At 27.4% G+C, this 15,599-nt stretch carries 15 protein-coding genes and 1 other annotated feature; of the genes, 2 read left to right on the top strand and 13 right to left on the bottom strand.

Translation table 11 applies throughout. The annotated features are described in order from the left end of the window. Positions 1-47: 47 nt before the first annotated feature. From BN2920_RS06410 to BN2920_RS06360, 11 genes are all read right to left on the bottom strand, one after another. Entirely contained in the window at positions 48-1,136 is a 1,089-nt protein-coding gene (locus BN2920_RS06410) for an iron-containing alcohol dehydrogenase family protein (RefSeq protein WP_058294182.1), read from the bottom strand. A gap of 73 nt (positions 1,137-1,209) precedes the next feature. Continuing rightward, positions 1,210-1,467 (bottom strand) — a binding site (T-box leader). Positions 1,468-1,524: 57 nt separating this feature from the next. Next, positions 1,525-2,868 (bottom strand): MATE family efflux transporter, encoded by a 1,344-nt coding sequence (locus BN2920_RS06405; RefSeq protein ID WP_058294181.1) that lies wholly within the window; start codon positions 2,866-2,868, stop codon positions 1,525-1,527. Positions 2,869-3,089: 221 nt separating this feature from the next. Next, positions 3,090-3,374, bottom strand: coding sequence for a DUF4491 family protein (locus BN2920_RS06400; RefSeq protein WP_058294180.1), 285 nt, complete (start codon positions 3,372-3,374; stop codon positions 3,090-3,092). 596 nt (positions 3,375-3,970) lie between these two features. Then, entirely contained in the window at positions 3,971-5,143 is a 1,173-nt protein-coding gene (locus BN2920_RS06395; protein WP_058294179.1) for an SAM-dependent methyltransferase, read from the bottom strand. A gap of 86 nt (positions 5,144-5,229) precedes the next feature. Then, the gene (locus BN2920_RS06390) at positions 5,230-5,898 is read right to left on the bottom strand and encodes a FadR/GntR family transcriptional regulator (RefSeq protein ID WP_058294178.1); all 669 of its coding nucleotides are present in this window, start codon (positions 5,896-5,898) and stop codon (positions 5,230-5,232) included. Then, positions 5,899-6,489 carry a hypothetical protein gene (locus BN2920_RS06385; protein ID WP_058294177.1) on the bottom strand — a complete coding sequence of 197 codons (591 nt, stop codon included), beginning with the start codon at positions 6,487-6,489 and terminating at the stop codon, positions 5,899-5,901. Positions 6,490-6,509: 20 nt separating this feature from the next. Continuing rightward, positions 6,510-7,214: an LrgB family protein gene (locus BN2920_RS06380; protein ID WP_058294176.1), complete on the bottom strand. Its 705-nt coding sequence runs from the start codon at positions 7,212-7,214 to the stop codon at positions 6,510-6,512. Further along, positions 7,211-7,561 (bottom strand): CidA/LrgA family protein, encoded by a 351-nt coding sequence (locus BN2920_RS06375; RefSeq protein ID WP_058294175.1) that lies wholly within the window; start codon positions 7,559-7,561, stop codon positions 7,211-7,213. Before BN2920_RS06375 ends, BN2920_RS06380 begins: the two co-directional genes overlap by 4 nt. Before the next feature lie 128 nt (positions 7,562-7,689). Continuing rightward, entirely contained in the window at positions 7,690-8,271 is a 582-nt protein-coding gene (locus tag BN2920_RS06370; RefSeq protein ID WP_058294174.1) for a hypothetical protein, read from the bottom strand. Further along, entirely contained in the window at positions 8,268-9,680 is a 1,413-nt protein-coding gene (locus BN2920_RS06365; RefSeq protein WP_058294173.1) for a sensor histidine kinase, read from the bottom strand. Before BN2920_RS06365 ends, BN2920_RS06370 begins: the two co-directional genes overlap by 4 nt. A gap of 10 nt (positions 9,681-9,690) precedes the next feature. Then, on the bottom strand, positions 9,691-10,353 hold the full coding sequence (locus BN2920_RS06360; protein WP_058294172.1) for a response regulator transcription factor: 663 nt from the start codon (positions 10,351-10,353) through the stop codon (positions 9,691-9,693). A 175-nt stretch (positions 10,354-10,528) separates the two neighbouring features. Here BN2920_RS06360 and BN2920_RS06355 point away from each other — a divergent pair, with 175 nt between their 5' ends. Both BN2920_RS06355 and BN2920_RS21260 read left to right on the top strand, forming a co-directional pair. Then, the gene (locus BN2920_RS06355) at positions 10,529-11,500 is read left to right on the top strand and encodes a polysaccharide deacetylase family protein (RefSeq protein WP_058294171.1); all 972 of its coding nucleotides are present in this window, start codon (positions 10,529-10,531) and stop codon (positions 11,498-11,500) included. A gap of 121 nt (positions 11,501-11,621) precedes the next feature. Further along, positions 11,622-11,795: a hypothetical protein gene (locus BN2920_RS21260; protein WP_157065762.1), complete on the top strand. Its 174-nt coding sequence runs from the start codon at positions 11,622-11,624 to the stop codon at positions 11,793-11,795. 78 nt (positions 11,796-11,873) lie between these two features. Here BN2920_RS21260 and BN2920_RS06350 read toward each other — a convergent pair whose 3' ends face one another. Both BN2920_RS06350 and BN2920_RS06345 read right to left on the bottom strand, forming a co-directional pair. Then, the gene (locus tag BN2920_RS06350) at positions 11,874-13,631 is read right to left on the bottom strand and encodes a S8 family peptidase (RefSeq protein WP_058294170.1); all 1,758 of its coding nucleotides are present in this window, start codon (positions 13,629-13,631) and stop codon (positions 11,874-11,876) included. Further along, positions 13,621-15,447, bottom strand: a complete 1,827-nt coding sequence (locus BN2920_RS06345; RefSeq protein WP_058294169.1) for a S8 family peptidase — start codon at positions 15,445-15,447, stop codon at positions 13,621-13,623. The genes BN2920_RS06350 and BN2920_RS06345 overlap by 11 nt, the downstream gene beginning before the upstream one ends. Positions 15,448-15,599 lie beyond the last annotated feature (152 nt).

The raw sequence follows: 15,599 nt of genomic DNA, 5'->3' as shown, positions 1-15,599 counted from the left end.
ATAAGGTATTTCATTTTATAATTCTAGTATAAACTATCCAGATTATATTACATTAATGATTTTCCATAAACATCTGTGTCAAAAATTGCTTTTACAAATTCTTCTTTAGTTATTTCATATGGTGCACAATACCATTCAGTAACAGTTGAAGCCTTTTCAACTATTGTAGCTACATCATCTTCACAAAGATCAATATCTCCTAAGCATACAGGAAGTCCTATTGACTTATTAAAGGCTGCAATTTTATCTCTCTCTTCAAATTGTTTGTCATAAGTAAGAAGACATAAAACCCCAAATGAAACAATCTCTCCATGAAGATGCTTAGCTGCTTTTTCAACCATAGTTGAACCATAATATACACAATGTGCAAGGCTACTATTATAATAATATGACGGATCCGAAGTCATATTTGAAACTATTCCAGTTGAAATAATTATATCTAATGCAACTTGCTCTAATTCATAACTTGCTTCATTGTTCTTACAATCTTCTAATGCTTTCTTTCCACATTCTAATAATGGTGCTCCACATGCTTTACTTAATTGAGCTCCCATAAGGGTAGTATGAAATAATTTCTCAGCACGTGTTGCAAATAATACTTCTGGTTCTTTTGACAATGCATCCCCTATTCCTGCCCAGAATAAAGAAACTGGTGCTTCTGCAATTATTTTTGTATTTATGAATGTATGATCTGCTGGTGTTTTAGGATAATAGTATTCTCTAAAAGTATCATCCTCATTATATATTACTGAAATAGCTGTGCATGCTGCACAGTTAGATGCAATTGTAGGAAATGTAAATAATGGTTTGTCCAATTGATCGCAAACAACTTTACAAGTATCTACTGCTCTTCCTCCTCCAACAGCAAATACCATATCTGCTTCTTTTACTAATTGGTTATTTTTCAAGTTATCTACATTTTCATATGTAGAATTACCACCATACCAAATAAAATCAGAAATTGTTACTTCAGAATCCTTTATTCCCTCTAAAAGTTCATTCTTAGCTTTTTCAATTGCTGTTTTTCCTCCAATGACAACTGCCTTTTTTCCATATCTTCTTGTTATCCATGGTATTGCTTTATAAGATTCAACTCCTACACTATAATTAGGTAAAAATCCATTGTAATATTTCATATTTTTTCCCCCGTTCTTTTATTATATTGCTTATTAATTATAAAAATTTGTATATAAAAAGGGCTTGTCCATATATTAAGACAAAACCCTAGTTCTGCGGTACCACTTAAATTGCTGTATTGCTACAACCTCTCTTATTACATCTTAAGCTGATTCTTGCTAATGTAAAACATTTTAACGGGTGTTATCCGTCCTTGCTTAATTGAAATTTCTTCTTTCAGCAGGCTGTTCATGAGTGATTTTCTAAATACAAAATATATACCACTTTTCAGCATACCATGGCTCTCTTTAATAATTTTGTAAGTATACTCTTCTCAATCAACACATTTATATTTTTCATTATATTCCTTTATTTTTGTTTGTCAATATCCCATTATTTAATACATTCTTATCCATTTAACTCTTTAAGCCAATTACCTTTTACGTAATATGCAATAAAACATATTGAACATATAATCCATGATACTGGATAGCACCAGCTTAATACTTTTATATCACTTTTAATTGGAAGTGCTACAATCATCCATATAATACGAAGTACACATATATTTAATGCTGTTATTACCATAACTTGAACAGCTGATCCTGCACCACGTATTGCTCCGCCTAAAATTTCTGTAAATGAATGTGTCCATGTAAAAGGTGCAAGTATAAACATCATTAATATACCTATATTTTTAACTTCTTCATTATCTGTAAATACATTTAATAATCTACCACCTGTAAGCAAAACTATCGCACTTCCAATCATTGTCATTATTACAGACAATACTAAACATACATTTACTCCTTTTTTTATCCTTTCATATTTTCCTGCACCAATATTTTGTCCAACAAAAGTTGAAATTGATAATCCCAAAGCCATCATTGGCATATACAAAAATCCATCTATCTTTTCATATGCAGCACATCCTGCCATTGCAACTGATCCAAAATCATTTATTTTTATTTGAACAATCATATTTGAAATATTAAACATTGATGATTGTAACCCACAAGGAACGCTAATTTTTATTATTTGCTTGGCTGTTTCTTTGTTGAACTTAATCTTACGAATATTTAATCTATAGCTATATGGTATTCTTACAAGATTCATTATTACCAAAAATGCTGAAAAAAATTGTGAAATTGCTGTGGCTAAAGCAGATCCAGCTACCCCCATATTAAATCCTGCAACAAAAATCAAATTAAGTATTAAATTTAAAATACCACTAAACATTAAATAATAAAGTGGGTGCTTTGAATCACCACAGGCACGTATAATACCAGATCCAACATTGTATACAAGCATTCCTACCATTCCTAATAAATAAATTCTTAAATATGTAGTAGCTAGATTTATTACATCTTCTGGGCAATGCATTATTTTTAATAAATCAGTTGTCCATATAAGTCCAATAATCATAATAAAAATACCACAAATAATACTTAACATCACAGCAGCATTCATTACGTCTAAAAGCTTCTTTTCATCATCTGCACCAAAATATCTTGAAAATATTACACCTGTCCCTGTAGAGATTCCAAGGAAAAATCCAACTAATAAATTAATAAGTGCATCTGTGGATCCTACTGCAGCTAGTGCTTCACTTCCTGCAAAATTCCCAACAACAGCACTATCACATGCATTATATAATTGTTGTAATAAATTACTCAGCATTATTGGAATAGCAAATAATACGATTTTCTTCCATATAACACCTTCAGTCAAATTTTCTATTTTGTTTTTCATTTGATATGCCCTTTCTTTTAATAAACAGATTATATATTTTATATAATTAATTGTTTTATTCTACTGGCTATACTTAATAGATAATTATAGATTTCTATTAATAAACTAGCTAATAATCCACATAAAAAAGAATCATGATAAACATGATTCATTTATTATTAACCCTCAAAATATATTTTTTTAAAGTTTTCTTTTAATCATTAAAAAATTTCATATTAAGTTTATTTTCTCTTTGGATTTTTAGGGAACCAACCCTTATTTACTCTTTCTTCTTGCTCAAATAATTCTTTTATACTCCAAAAGCAAGTAAAACCTAATGCTCCAAGCAAGATGCTTACTATATCATTTGTGCAAAATAGTGATACAACTGAAAAAATTATTCCCATTATTAAAAATGCAGGCCAAATTTTTTTAGTGAAATAATACTCTGCCTTAATCACAATAGGATGAAATATACCAATAATTAAAAATACCGACACTCCTATAATCAAACCATTAAACTGCATGTCCTTCCTCCTGTTATATTATAAAACACAAAGTTTATATAATAGTCAATTTCAACTTTCTAACTAATTATATCATAGTTTTAAAATTTCTCCATAAAAATACAATAAATATATTATATAGTAAGTTTCATCAATATCAAGCAAAATTCACTATCTTATATGCTCGATTATAGAGATATCTATTCATATTCATTAAGATTCACCCCAAAATGCAAAATTTAAATTTCATATTTATATGAAACAAATAAATAAAGCTATTATTTTCTGCAGAAACTTTTCATTCAAATAAAAAAAGGTTAGAATTTTTGCATAAACAATTATCCCAAAATTGTTTCTCCATTTTTTATATGATTAATTATAACCTTTGTTCAATAATATATAGGCACATATCATGGCTATAATTATTGAAACAACAACATTAATCCTTCTTTGCTAATTTTTATTTTAGCTGCATAGCTTGATATACTATCAAATTTAATACTTCCGATTAAAGTTCCAATAATTTTATCATTTTCTTTAATTGGATAAGATATAAAAATAGCTGTAACGCTACATGAAATGTGTATAGCGTTACAGCTATTTTAATTATAAATATATTATTTATACATATATTCTCTTGTCCATGGCAAATCATTATTTACTCCTTTAGTAAATAAGAATTGATGTAAATTAATATTTCCACAATTGAATGAAGCTGCACAAGAGTTTAAATACATCCTCCACATTCTTATGAAAGTTTCATCCTTCATCTTTTCTATTTCAGGCATCGCATTTTCAAAATTAGATGCCCAGCATTCCAATGTTTTTCCGTAATGTAATCTAAGATTCTCAACATCTATTACATTAAAGTTTTTCTCCGACATATAATTAACTAATTCTTGAATTGATGGTACATATCCACCTGGGAATATATATTTATTTATCCAGCTGTTAGTTCCACTATCAGAAGTGTTAGTTATGCAATGAAGCAAAGATACACCTTTATCATTTAATAATTCTTTTACGGTAGAAAAATACTCAGAAAGATTATCTTTACCAACATGTTCTAACATTCCTACACTGACAACTCTATCGAATTTTCTATTTTTTATTTCTCTATAATCTGTAAGTTCAACTTCAACTAATTCATTTAGTCCTTCACTTTCTATTCTTTTTTTAACTTTTTCAAATTGCTGAGTACTTAGTGTTACGCCCATAGCTTTAACTTTATACTTTTTAGCTGCAGTAATTATTAATTCTCCCCATCCACATCCTATATCTAATAAAGTTTCTCCTTCTTTTAGGTTCAACTTTTTAAGTATGTGATCAACCTTATTTTTTTGTGCATCAGTTAATGAATCATTTTGAGATTTAAAGTATCCACAAGAATATGTCATAGTATCATCTAGCCATAACTTATAGAAATCATTTCCTACATCATAATGGAATTCAATATTTTTTTTGCTATTTTTTATATTATTCTTAACCATCTTTATTAAATTAGCATACTTTTCATTACCTAAAAAGCTCTCTTTACTATTATATAATGATTCTATAACATCTTGAATACTTCCTTCTATATCTAATTTCTTAGTCATATATCCTTCACCAAAAGCAATTGATGGATCTTTAATAATATCCGCTTTTGGAATTGGTTCATTAAAAATTATCTTAAATTTTGGTTCTCCTTCACCATAAATCTCCGAACTTCCATCCCATAGCTTTAGTTCAAATGTGTCTACAAATAAATTTTTAAATAATGTTTTATAAAACATTTTATCACCAATCATAATATACCTTCTTTCTTTATATATAAATCAAAGGATATAGTAGTGTTTAAAGTAAAATTTCACATACTTAACATGTATCCTTCTATTTAAATAATGCCCAACTCTAAATGTTTTTTTACATATTCAGAAGCTTTCTTAGAATCTCGACTTTCTAAGGCCTTGTATATTTCTTCATGTTGAAGTTTAACCACTTTTTTATTTATATTGTGAATACGAGAACTATCAATATATTTCTCTATGAGAGATGAAATTGAAAACATTATTGTAGAAATCAAATGATTTCCTGAAGCCTGTGCTATTTTATAGTGGAATTTTTTATCTAATTGTGCACAAATTTCAGCATCTAAAGAATTATTTAATTCTTTCATTATTTCTTTTAAATCTCTAAGCTCAGATTCTGTTATATTTTTTGCAGCAAGACCTGCTGCTTCTGGTTCTATTATTCTTCTTAATTCAATAATATCTTCATTTTTACTTCCTATAAGTAAAAAAACAATAGATAATGGCTCTAATAAACTATTTTCAAAATTACTTTTTATAAAATTACCTTCACCATGTTTAGATTCTATTAGTCCAAGCATAGTTAAGGCTTTCAATGCCTCTCTCACTGATGTTCTGCTCACTTCAAGCTTATCAGCCAGTTCTCTTTCGGATGGAAGTTTCTCTCCGCTTTTTAATTCTCCCTTTTTAACAATATCTTTTATCTCTTCCATTATTACTTCATATACTTTTATATTTTTTACTGGATTCAGCATCTATAACTTCCTTTCATTAGCTATCTTTTCTGTTAAATATGAATTTAACTCAGAGTAATTCTTTTCTGCTAAATCTTCTCTACCTTCAAAGTTCTTTATTTCGCAATTATGTTTATCAATATTATCTTTAAAATTAGCTAATGTACTAAGAAGTTCTCTTTTAAATAATGGTATTACATCAATTATTCTCTTTATTCCATATAAATATTCATTATCACCAATAGAGAAACATTGAAATAATCCAGATGTTAATCTACCGTCAGAAAACATATAAATATACCTATCTTTCATATCATCCGATAAATCTACTTCTATCTTATGCTTATATAATCTAAAAGTAGCATTATTATCATTTATAAATATAGGAAATATACTGTCAAAAAGTTTAACTACACTTTCTTCTTCATCAATTATTCCTGTAAAATCACATTCATTAAGCTTAGCTAATATATCATCTGTAAAAATACTGTTTTTTATTTGCTTGCTTAATTTTGCTTTTAATCTTTGTTCTTTTCCTTCTATCAATAACTTATCAATGGAGCAGATAATTTTTCCTATTGACATTATATTTTTTCTTGAGTTATCAGCCATACCTATTCCCCCTTAAATTACTAATTAATAAGTTTTAGAAAAAAATTCCACAATATAGGTGCCAACACAACTGTTATTATCCCTGAAATTGCAATAGTTAAGCCGCTCATTGCGCCTTCTGTTTCACCTATCTCCATTGCTCTTGCCGTACCAACTGCATGAGATGAATTTCCCATAGCTATTCCCATTGCAACTTTATCATTTATTTTTAATAGCTTGTACAAAAACGGTCCAATAATTGATCCCAATATTCCAGTTACTATAATTGCAACGACTGTAATTGATGGCATACCTCCTAACTGTTCTGATAATGCCATTCCTATTGGCGTTGTTATTGATTTAGGTATTAATGATTCTGTAAGCTCATTTGAAAGATGAAATAACTTTGCAAATCCAATAACACTAATTATTCCTGATATAGCCCCACATAAAATTCCAGCCAAAATAGGCAGTGCATTTTTCTTAAATAGAGAAAACTTCTTATATAATGGTAATGCCAAAGCAACAGTGGCTGGTGCTAAAAAGAAAGAAATTATTTCTCCTCCCTTATTATAATCACTATATTGAATATTAAATTTTGATAATATTATAACTAAAAGTATTATTGCAATTAATAATGGATTAAAAATTGAGAACTTTAATTTGTCTTTAATTAGGCATCCTGTTAAATAAACAGCAATGGATATTAACACCCCAAATACAGGAGAACTAATTATATCTTTCACTTAGAACACACCTTTCTTAAAAATTTCACTACATATGCAGTAACCACCCATACAATAACAGTTGAAATTATTATTATAGCTGAGAAAGCCATAATTTTTCCTTGTAAAAATTTGAAACTAGTGATTAATCCAACACCTGCTGGAATAAATAAAAAAGACATATGGGATATTAAAATCTCACACATATCTTCAATCATTTCTGCTTTAATTATTCCACTATATAATCCCAAGAAAAGTAAAATTAATCCTAATACAGTTCCTGGAATTGGTAAGTTAAAGACAACTTGTACTACTATCCCTAAAATATATGCTGCTAAAATAATCATTAATTGTTGTAAATATTTCATCAAATTCACCTCCTCACAAAAGCAATTGGTACAGTGGTAATACCACTATACCAATGTAGCACTTTTTTTACATTTTTTCAATAAATATTAATGTTAAATTTTTTAATATTATTCTATTTATAACTTAATTAAATATAGTAATTGTATTCTAATAACTCACCAGTCACATAATCTATAAAAATAGATATTTGTCTACTTGAATATTTATTTTTATAATAAATCGCAAATGTTTCTCCAAAAAATTCATATTTATCTATTTCAAAACTGTCTATATCATATATTTGAAGCTTCTCTATATTTTCTTCTGCAATATCCAATAATTCCTCTAAGGACTTTTGCGTATCTTTAGATTTAACTTCAACTTTTTCAAGTTTTATTAAGCTATTTAAAATTCCTTCATCTATATTAAAACTTATAAAATAACCTGTTGTCTCTTTTGTTAAGAAGTAAGCATAAAAAATACTATCTGATGATAAATTTATATCAATGTTAAATTTGGTAAAATCATTTTCATTATATATTGCTGTTAGTATTTCTTTTGATTTTTCTATAATTCGAGTGTCATCAATGTCAAGCGGTGCACCTTTACCAGCAGAAAAATCTATATTTTTAGTATATATTTTGTTTTCTTCAATTTTAGTACTTGTATGATTATACGAAATATAAGTTACTATAAAAATTACTATTACAATAACTACTACTTTTTTCACTCTCTTAAGCTCCCTTTAAAATTCAATATTATTTCTGTTCCCACATCAATTTCACTTTTTATTTCAATGTTTATATCTAATAAATTGCTAATTTCTTTACATATACTAAGTCCTAATCCAAAGCCATCTACAGATTTATTTCTTGATTTATCAGCCATATAAAATGGTTCAAATATTTTATTTATATCACTTTTTGAAATACCTTTACCAGTATCCTTTATTATCAATATATTTTTATCAACTATTGATATAACTTTTCTTATATCTCTATCAATTGTTGCTTTAATTGCATTATCAATAAAATTAGAAATTAAAATAGTTAATAAATTTTTGTCTGAAAAAACTTCAATATCATCGCCTTTAATAAGTAGCTCCACATCATATTGAATTATTTTCATGTTTAATGCATTCCTAACATCATACAAGATCTCTTTTAAACTATAGTTATTTAATTTTAATGATTTTTTATCTAGCGTAATTAATGAAACAAGATTTGATGTCAGTGCTAAAATACGTTTTCCTTCCCTATTTATATTATTAAAGGATTTATAAATTAAATCTATATCTTGTACTTTCTTATTCATCATTAAATCAGAATATCCAATAATTGATGTTAAAGGTGTTCTTATCTCATGGGTTAAATTATCAATAAATCTCTGTTTAGAATTATTTTGTTCTCTAAGTTGTTTTATTTTTTTCTGTATTTCCTCATTCATAAGTGAAAAATTATTGGAGATTGAATTGATTTCAGAAATATTGCTTTTATAAGTAAATTTTTTGTTATAATTTCCTTCTATAATATCTTCCATACTATCAATTAAATTATTAATTGGTTTTGTTATTTCTATTGATATTAGATATATAATAAATAGTAAAAAAACCCCAATTACCACATTTAGCTTTATAAGAGTAAAAATACTCTTTATCCTATCGTTATATAAATTATCCAAGTTGTTCATATATGTAAAATAGTATTTATTATTATTAATTGAAATAATATTAGTTATTAAAAGAATCTTATTATTTTCTTCTTTATATATCATATAATTACTTAAATTATCTTTAATATTATAAATCTTTTCCGAGTATAATATATCTGAATTCTTAGTACTATAAAACATCTTCTTATCAAGTGTTCTAAACTCTAATGAGATATTTGGGTTATTAATATTTTTAAGGTATGAATCACTCTTTATTTTAATAATATCTCTATTAGTTAAAAAAATATTACTCATTGTTTCTTTAGATTCAAGATTAGTGTAAATAACCGAATATTCACCTAATGAAGCATTCACTGTATTTTTAACTGTTAAATTAAAATTTGATTGAATTAATACCATTCCAAATATATTTATCGTAAAAAAAAATAAAATACCAAAATATAAAAATAACTTATTTGTTAGTTTCATAAAATCTCCCTCAGTCTTTTAATATATATCCTACCTTATACACAGTCTTTAAATACTCTTTCAAATCTAGCTTATCTCTCAATTGCTTAATATGCATATCAACAGTCCTAGTTTCTCCATAAAAGTCAAATCCCCAAATTTTTTCTAATAATACTTCTCTAGTAAGTACATTATTAATGTTATTTAAAAATATTAATAGCAAATTATATTCCTTTAATGTTAGCTGCACTATAACATCATTAGATTTTACTAATCTCTTATTAGTTTGTACTAATAGATGATGATATTTAATTACATTTTCTTCTTTCTTACTGCTTTTTTTTCGTCTTAGAACAACTTCAATTCTTGCCAATAATTCTAATGGCTCAAATGGCTTAGTAATATAATCCTCTGCTCCAAGCTTTAATCCTAAAATTTTATCTTGAACTTGAGATTTTGCAGATAAAAATATAACTGGAACACTCTTATCATCAATCATTCTTATTAATTTGAATCCATCTATTTTAGGAATCATTATATCTAAAAGAATTAAATCAAATTTCTCATTTTCTATCTTGCTTAATGCTTCTTCTCCATCTTTTGCAGTAATTGTAGTATAATTTTCCATCTTTAATGTCAACTCAATTAAATCCCTTATACCATAATCATCTTCAACAACTAGTATTTTTATCATTTTCTTCCTCCACATATTTTTATTTCTTCTATATTTAGTATATACATATTATTATCATATACACTAAAATACAACATGATTTTACAACTTTATTACAATTTAAAAAAATTTATCATATATTTAGATGTTAATATTAACTTGTTCAAAAGATTTAATATTTATGAGGTAAATTGTTATGATAAAAAGAAAAAACAAATTCATGTATCAAAGAATTAGACAAAAGAAGCTACGTAGAAAAAGAGCTATAAAATTAACCCTTAATGCATTAATTCTTATTACATTAGCTAGTGGAACATTTTCAATTATGGGTGGAGTAAAAACCAATGAGGTTATTGCATCAGATAATTTAAATACAAATTCAGATAATTTAAATACAAATAATGAAATTGATAAAGAAGAAAATATACCTATTCATAAAGACACTGATATTATAAAATCCAGTAACATTACTTATGGAGGAGAAAAATATTCAGTTCCTGCAAAAAAAGTGCAAGAAATTGTTAATGGCTCTTCAATTGATGAAAATAAATATGTATTTTTAACATTTGATGATGGACCAAGTCCTAATACAGAAAAAGTATTAGATATATTAAAAGAAAAAGATGTAAAAGCAACATTCTTCGTTCTTGGACAGAACTTAGAAAATAATACATCTTCTCAAGAATTATTGAAACGTGCTATAAAAGAAGGAAACGCTATTGGAAATCACTCATATTCACATAATCTGAAAAAGCTTTATCCTAATAACAAAATAAATATAGATGCTTTTATGGATGAAATAAATCGTACTAATAATTTACTAAAAAATATCTTAGGTGATGATTTTGATACCAAATTGATTAGAATGCCAGGTGGATATAATAGTAGACAATATTATAATGACCCATTTCTTCCAGCTTTTAATGATAATTTAAATAAAAATAATATTGTGAGTATAGATTGGAATGCATTAAATGGAGACGCAGAAGGTAAAAATTATTCTACTCAAGATATGCTAAATTATGCTATAAAAACTTCAGAAAATAAAAATCAAATAGTAATTTTAATGCATGATACATATGGAAAAGAAAAAACCGCTCAAATGCTACCAGAACTTATAGACTATTATAAAAATCACGGATATGAATTTAAAACAATTCAATCATAAGGCATTATCCAAAAATAACAAGTCCAAATATGCCTAATAATTAAAATCTAATATGTATTAAATCTCCTCATTAAACACAATATATATTTAAAATATACTGTGATTAATAAGGAGATTTATTATGTCTAAAAAAAACTACATTTATTACATAAATGATATAAAATCAAAAATTAGTTCTATAGAAACATCTGTTACTGAAGCTCATTCTTTAGCAGATATTTCTGATAAAGCAGAAATCGAAAAATTAATGGTTGATATTCAGTCATTTAAAAGCACTTTAAATGAGATTGACTAAAAAACAAATAAATGTAACGGTACACTAATATTAGATATAGCGTTACATTTAACTATGTTTTTATATAAATATAATTATTTAAGTCATATTCTCAAACATTTTATAAAAATTCAACACCCCATATCCCCAATTGGGATTTGGATATAAATCTCCAGGCCTTTGAATAACTCCTCTTCTAATAAAAGTTTTTATACTTTGCACATACATATATGGGTACTTTCCTTGAACTATTCCCCATTGTAACAGTAAGATACATGCTCCTGCACCGATTGCTGCTGATAAACTTGTTCCATTTATAGTTGCAATAGAATTATCTAATCCAACTGTCTTTGTATTTACACCACCTGCTGCAACATCTATTTTATCTATATTCTCTTCTCTAAATCCAATTCCAGAATAAGGTAATAAACTATTATTGTTTTGATTATATGCAGCCATTGTAACAATAAAGTCTGAATCTCCTGGTATAGTTATAGTTCCATACGGATCACTAGACGTAAATCTTGTGCCTTTAGATACTATTCCACTTTGCATAATCCAGCTATTATATGTTGCCATTTCCCCTTCTCTCATTCTTAGCTTTAATGTCCATAATCCTGATGTTATATTTCTAAAGTTTATTGATATTAACTCCTCTCCAGAATACTCCTCAGGTAAATAATATGCTATCCTCATTGTGGTGTTTGCTAAAATGAATGAATATTTTTTTTCCATATTTAACATAGCTTGAACAAATCCTGTTTCTTCACCAGCAGGTGATACTACACTTATATCAATTATATTCGGTAAATCAACCCATATTTCTACTGATAAATTTATCTGATCTTCTGAAATTAGTAGACCTATAGATTCTACTCTATCTTTATTTTTAATAACTCCTGACACATGTCCATCTTGGAGTGCTTCATTTCCTGTTCCTGTGACTATAACTATTCCTACATTACCTAATACACTTTCTATAAAACTATCAAATACATTATCCCCTTTGTGGTTACCATTATTACTACCCAATGGCAATAATATAACTACAGGTTTCCTTTTATTAAATAATATTCTTCTTAAATACCCTACAGCCACCATAATTGGGGGCAAATTGTATACTGGTATATCTAAATTCGATAGTTCTTCAAAAAAATTTGCTTCAGCTAATTTTACTGCAACAAATTTGCATTCTGGTGCTACTCCTTTAAGCTCAATATTTTTACCTGTTGCTCCAACGATTCCGGCCATAGCGGTTCCATGCCCATTTTTATCTACACTTGGAACAATGCTATATGGATCACCTCCAGATTTATATAGTTTTATGGCTTCGTTTATTTGATCTTTCGTATAAATAGTTCCAAACGGTACATTACTTTTTTCATTTGTAGATGGAGGTATAGTTTGATCCCATATTTCCTCTATCCTTGTCTCTCCATTCATATCCATAAATTCTTCATTTAAGTAATCTATACCTGTATCTATAATTCCAACTATAACCCCACTCCCAGTTAAATTTAAAGGTACATTTGCCTGCAATGAACTAACTTGTGCAGCTTCTATTGCTGATATTTCTTGCAATGTATATAATTGTGGTAATGATACAAATCCCAATCTAAAATTCTGATCAGTCAAATATTTTTCTAGTATAGTCCTAACTTCATTATTGTCTAAATAATCTTCTAAAAGTGTTTTTTTTATAGAAGCTATAGCATATTCATTATCTATTAATGTAATATATATATCTTTATTCTTATCTATCTCGCTATCAAAATTCCCAATATATTCAACTATATACTGAATATAATTCGGACTATTAAAAATATTGGTTACATTCGCATATTGGTTATTTTCCATTAATTATATCCCTCTCCTCCAAATAAATTTGATTAGTCGGATATCTTATAAATAACTTATTTGCATAATACTCTGTATATTCTTGTTTATTTCTGTGAATTCCACTGAATACATTAAAAACACCTTCTAAATCTAACTTTCCATACCCTATATTTTCATTTGGATAATCATATATTTTTTCCCTTTCTGCCCCATATATTAATTTACTTCTTAATTGAGTCGAAAAAATATTTCTTAGTCTCTTATCACCCATTCCCCATTGTATTAATATACAACATGCTCCAGTGACTATTGCAGTAGCTGCTGAACTTCCACTCACTGTAGTTATTTTGTTATCTATTCCTGATGTTGTAAGTATATTAATACCAGGAGCCGCGATATCTGGATTTATTAGATAATTTGTATTGAATCCTTTTCCAGATGATGCAAGTATAGAATTATTAATACTGTCATAATGTGATACTGTTACAACTCTTCTTGCCGTAGATGGTATAGTCAAAGTATTATATGGGTTAGGTTTCAAAAATTTTGTTCCTTCTGGTAAAAGCGTTTTATCAGGTAACCATATATCATATCTACCAGTTGTAATATATTCTCCTCTAAGCTGAAACTTCCAAATTCCTTCTTTTATATTGGTAAAATCAATAGCAAATACTTCGTGACCTGTAAAATTTTCTGGATCAAAACATTCTACCTTAACATTAGTATCAATTAAAAAGAAATTTTTACTTTCAATTGAATATATTCTTGGACTAGTAAATCCAAGTTCCTCCCCTACAGGATCTATTATATTTAATGACATTCTATCTGGTTTCCCTACCAATATAAAAAAGTTTAAGGACTTCATTGCTTTTGAAATTTTTAGTTCTACAGTGCTAATCCCACCAACATTTTTCACAAAATCCGTTACATGCCCCTCTGAATCTCCCGAATTTCCTGTTCCTGATGCAAAAACAATCCCAGCTTTACTTGCAATTGAAGTAATAAAACGTGCTGTTATATTATAACCATCATGACTTCCTTCATGACTACCAACTCCAAAAAATACTATCATTGGTCGTCCTAATTCATAGTATTTTTTTCTTAAATATTCAATAGCTGATAAGATTTCTGAATTGCTATAAACAGGAACTTCAGTTATATTATTATCTCGTAATGTCTTTTTATAACTAGGTGAAGGTAATAATTTTACAGCTATAAAATCACAATCATTAGCTACACCTTGCATTTCCCCATTATATCCCCTTGCTCCTATTATTCCTGCCATTTTTGTTCCATGATCCATTTCATCCTTACTTGGAACTATACTATATGGATCCCCACCACTTTTGTATACCTCTATAGCTTTATTTATCTCTTCACTCAAATATTCGGTTCCAATATAAAAGTCATTTTTTTCTTTGCTTTGCACTGTCTGATCCCAAATTGAAAGTATTCTTGATGTATTATCTTCTCTTATGAACTCCTGGTTTATATAATTTATTCCACTATCTATTAGACCAACCACAACTCCTCTTCCAGTCAAATTTAAATAGGGATTGATTTTGATTGTTTTTATATTGTCCGCTTCTGATGGATTAATTTGCTGTAATACATATATACTCCTTGCTTCTATAAAGATAATTGATGGAACATCTTTTCTTAATCTATCTAAGTTTTCCTGATTTACTGCTATTACCCCTAATGTTTCCGTTATAGCATCACCACATGCATAGTCTAGTTTACTTATTTCTTCTTTAAATGATCCTCTATACTCTATTACATAATGCTGATAATTTTCATCTAAAAATTTTTCACAATCTATCCTACGTTTCATTAAATGCTCCTTTCTACGTTTTATAAATATATATTAGTAATAAAATGTATTTATTAGTAGAATTCACTTTGTACACAGTAATCAATAATTTGCTTATCTATCCCTAATCTTATTTAATTTTTCAGTATGATATTTAAATATTCAATATAAAA

It is taken from the genome of Clostridium neonatale (genome assembly GCF_001458595.1).
Classification (GTDB): Bacteria; Bacillota; Clostridia; order Clostridiales; family Clostridiaceae; genus Clostridium; species Clostridium neonatale.
The sequence above is the reverse complement of the archived record's forward strand: the minus strand, read 5'-3'. Positions and strand labels throughout refer to the sequence as shown.

Coding starts and splice junctions, on each gene's coding strand:
- BN2920_RS06410 (WP_058294182.1), bottom strand. CDS start 1,136: ATGAAATATTACAATGGATTTTTACCTAATTATAGTGTAGGAGTTGAA.
- BN2920_RS06405 (WP_058294181.1), bottom strand. CDS start 2,868: ATGAAAAACAAAATAGAAAATTTGACTGAAGGTGTTATATGGAAGAAA.
- BN2920_RS06400 (WP_058294180.1), bottom strand. CDS start 3,374: ATGCAGTTTAATGGTTTGATTATAGGAGTGTCGGTATTTTTAATTATT.
- BN2920_RS06395 (WP_058294179.1), bottom strand. CDS start 5,143: ATGATTGGTGATAAAATGTTTTATAAAACATTATTTAAAAATTTATTT.
- BN2920_RS06390 (WP_058294178.1), bottom strand. CDS start 5,898: ATGCTGAATCCAGTAAAAAATATAAAAGTATATGAAGTAATAATGGAA.
- BN2920_RS06385 (WP_058294177.1), bottom strand. CDS start 6,489: ATGGCTGATAACTCAAGAAAAAATATAATGTCAATAGGAAAAATTATC.
- BN2920_RS06375 (WP_058294175.1), bottom strand. CDS start 7,561: ATGAAATATTTACAACAATTAATGATTATTTTAGCAGCATATATTTTA.
- BN2920_RS06365 (WP_058294173.1), bottom strand. CDS start 9,680: ATGAAACTAACAAATAAGTTATTTTTATATTTTGGTATTTTATTTTTT.
- BN2920_RS06360 (WP_058294172.1), bottom strand. CDS start 10,353: ATGATAAAAATACTAGTTGTTGAAGATGATTATGGTATAAGGGATTTA.
- BN2920_RS06355 (WP_058294171.1), top strand. CDS start 10,529: ATGATAAAAAGAAAAAACAAATTCATGTATCAAAGAATTAGACAAAAG.
- BN2920_RS21260 (WP_157065762.1), top strand. CDS start 11,622: ATGTCTAAAAAAAACTACATTTATTACATAAATGATATAAAATCAAAA.
- BN2920_RS06350 (WP_058294170.1), bottom strand. CDS start 13,631: ATGGAAAATAACCAATATGCGAATGTAACCAATATTTTTAATAGTCCG.
- BN2920_RS06345 (WP_058294169.1), bottom strand. CDS start 15,447: ATGAAACGTAGGATAGATTGTGAAAAATTTTTAGATGAAAATTATCAG.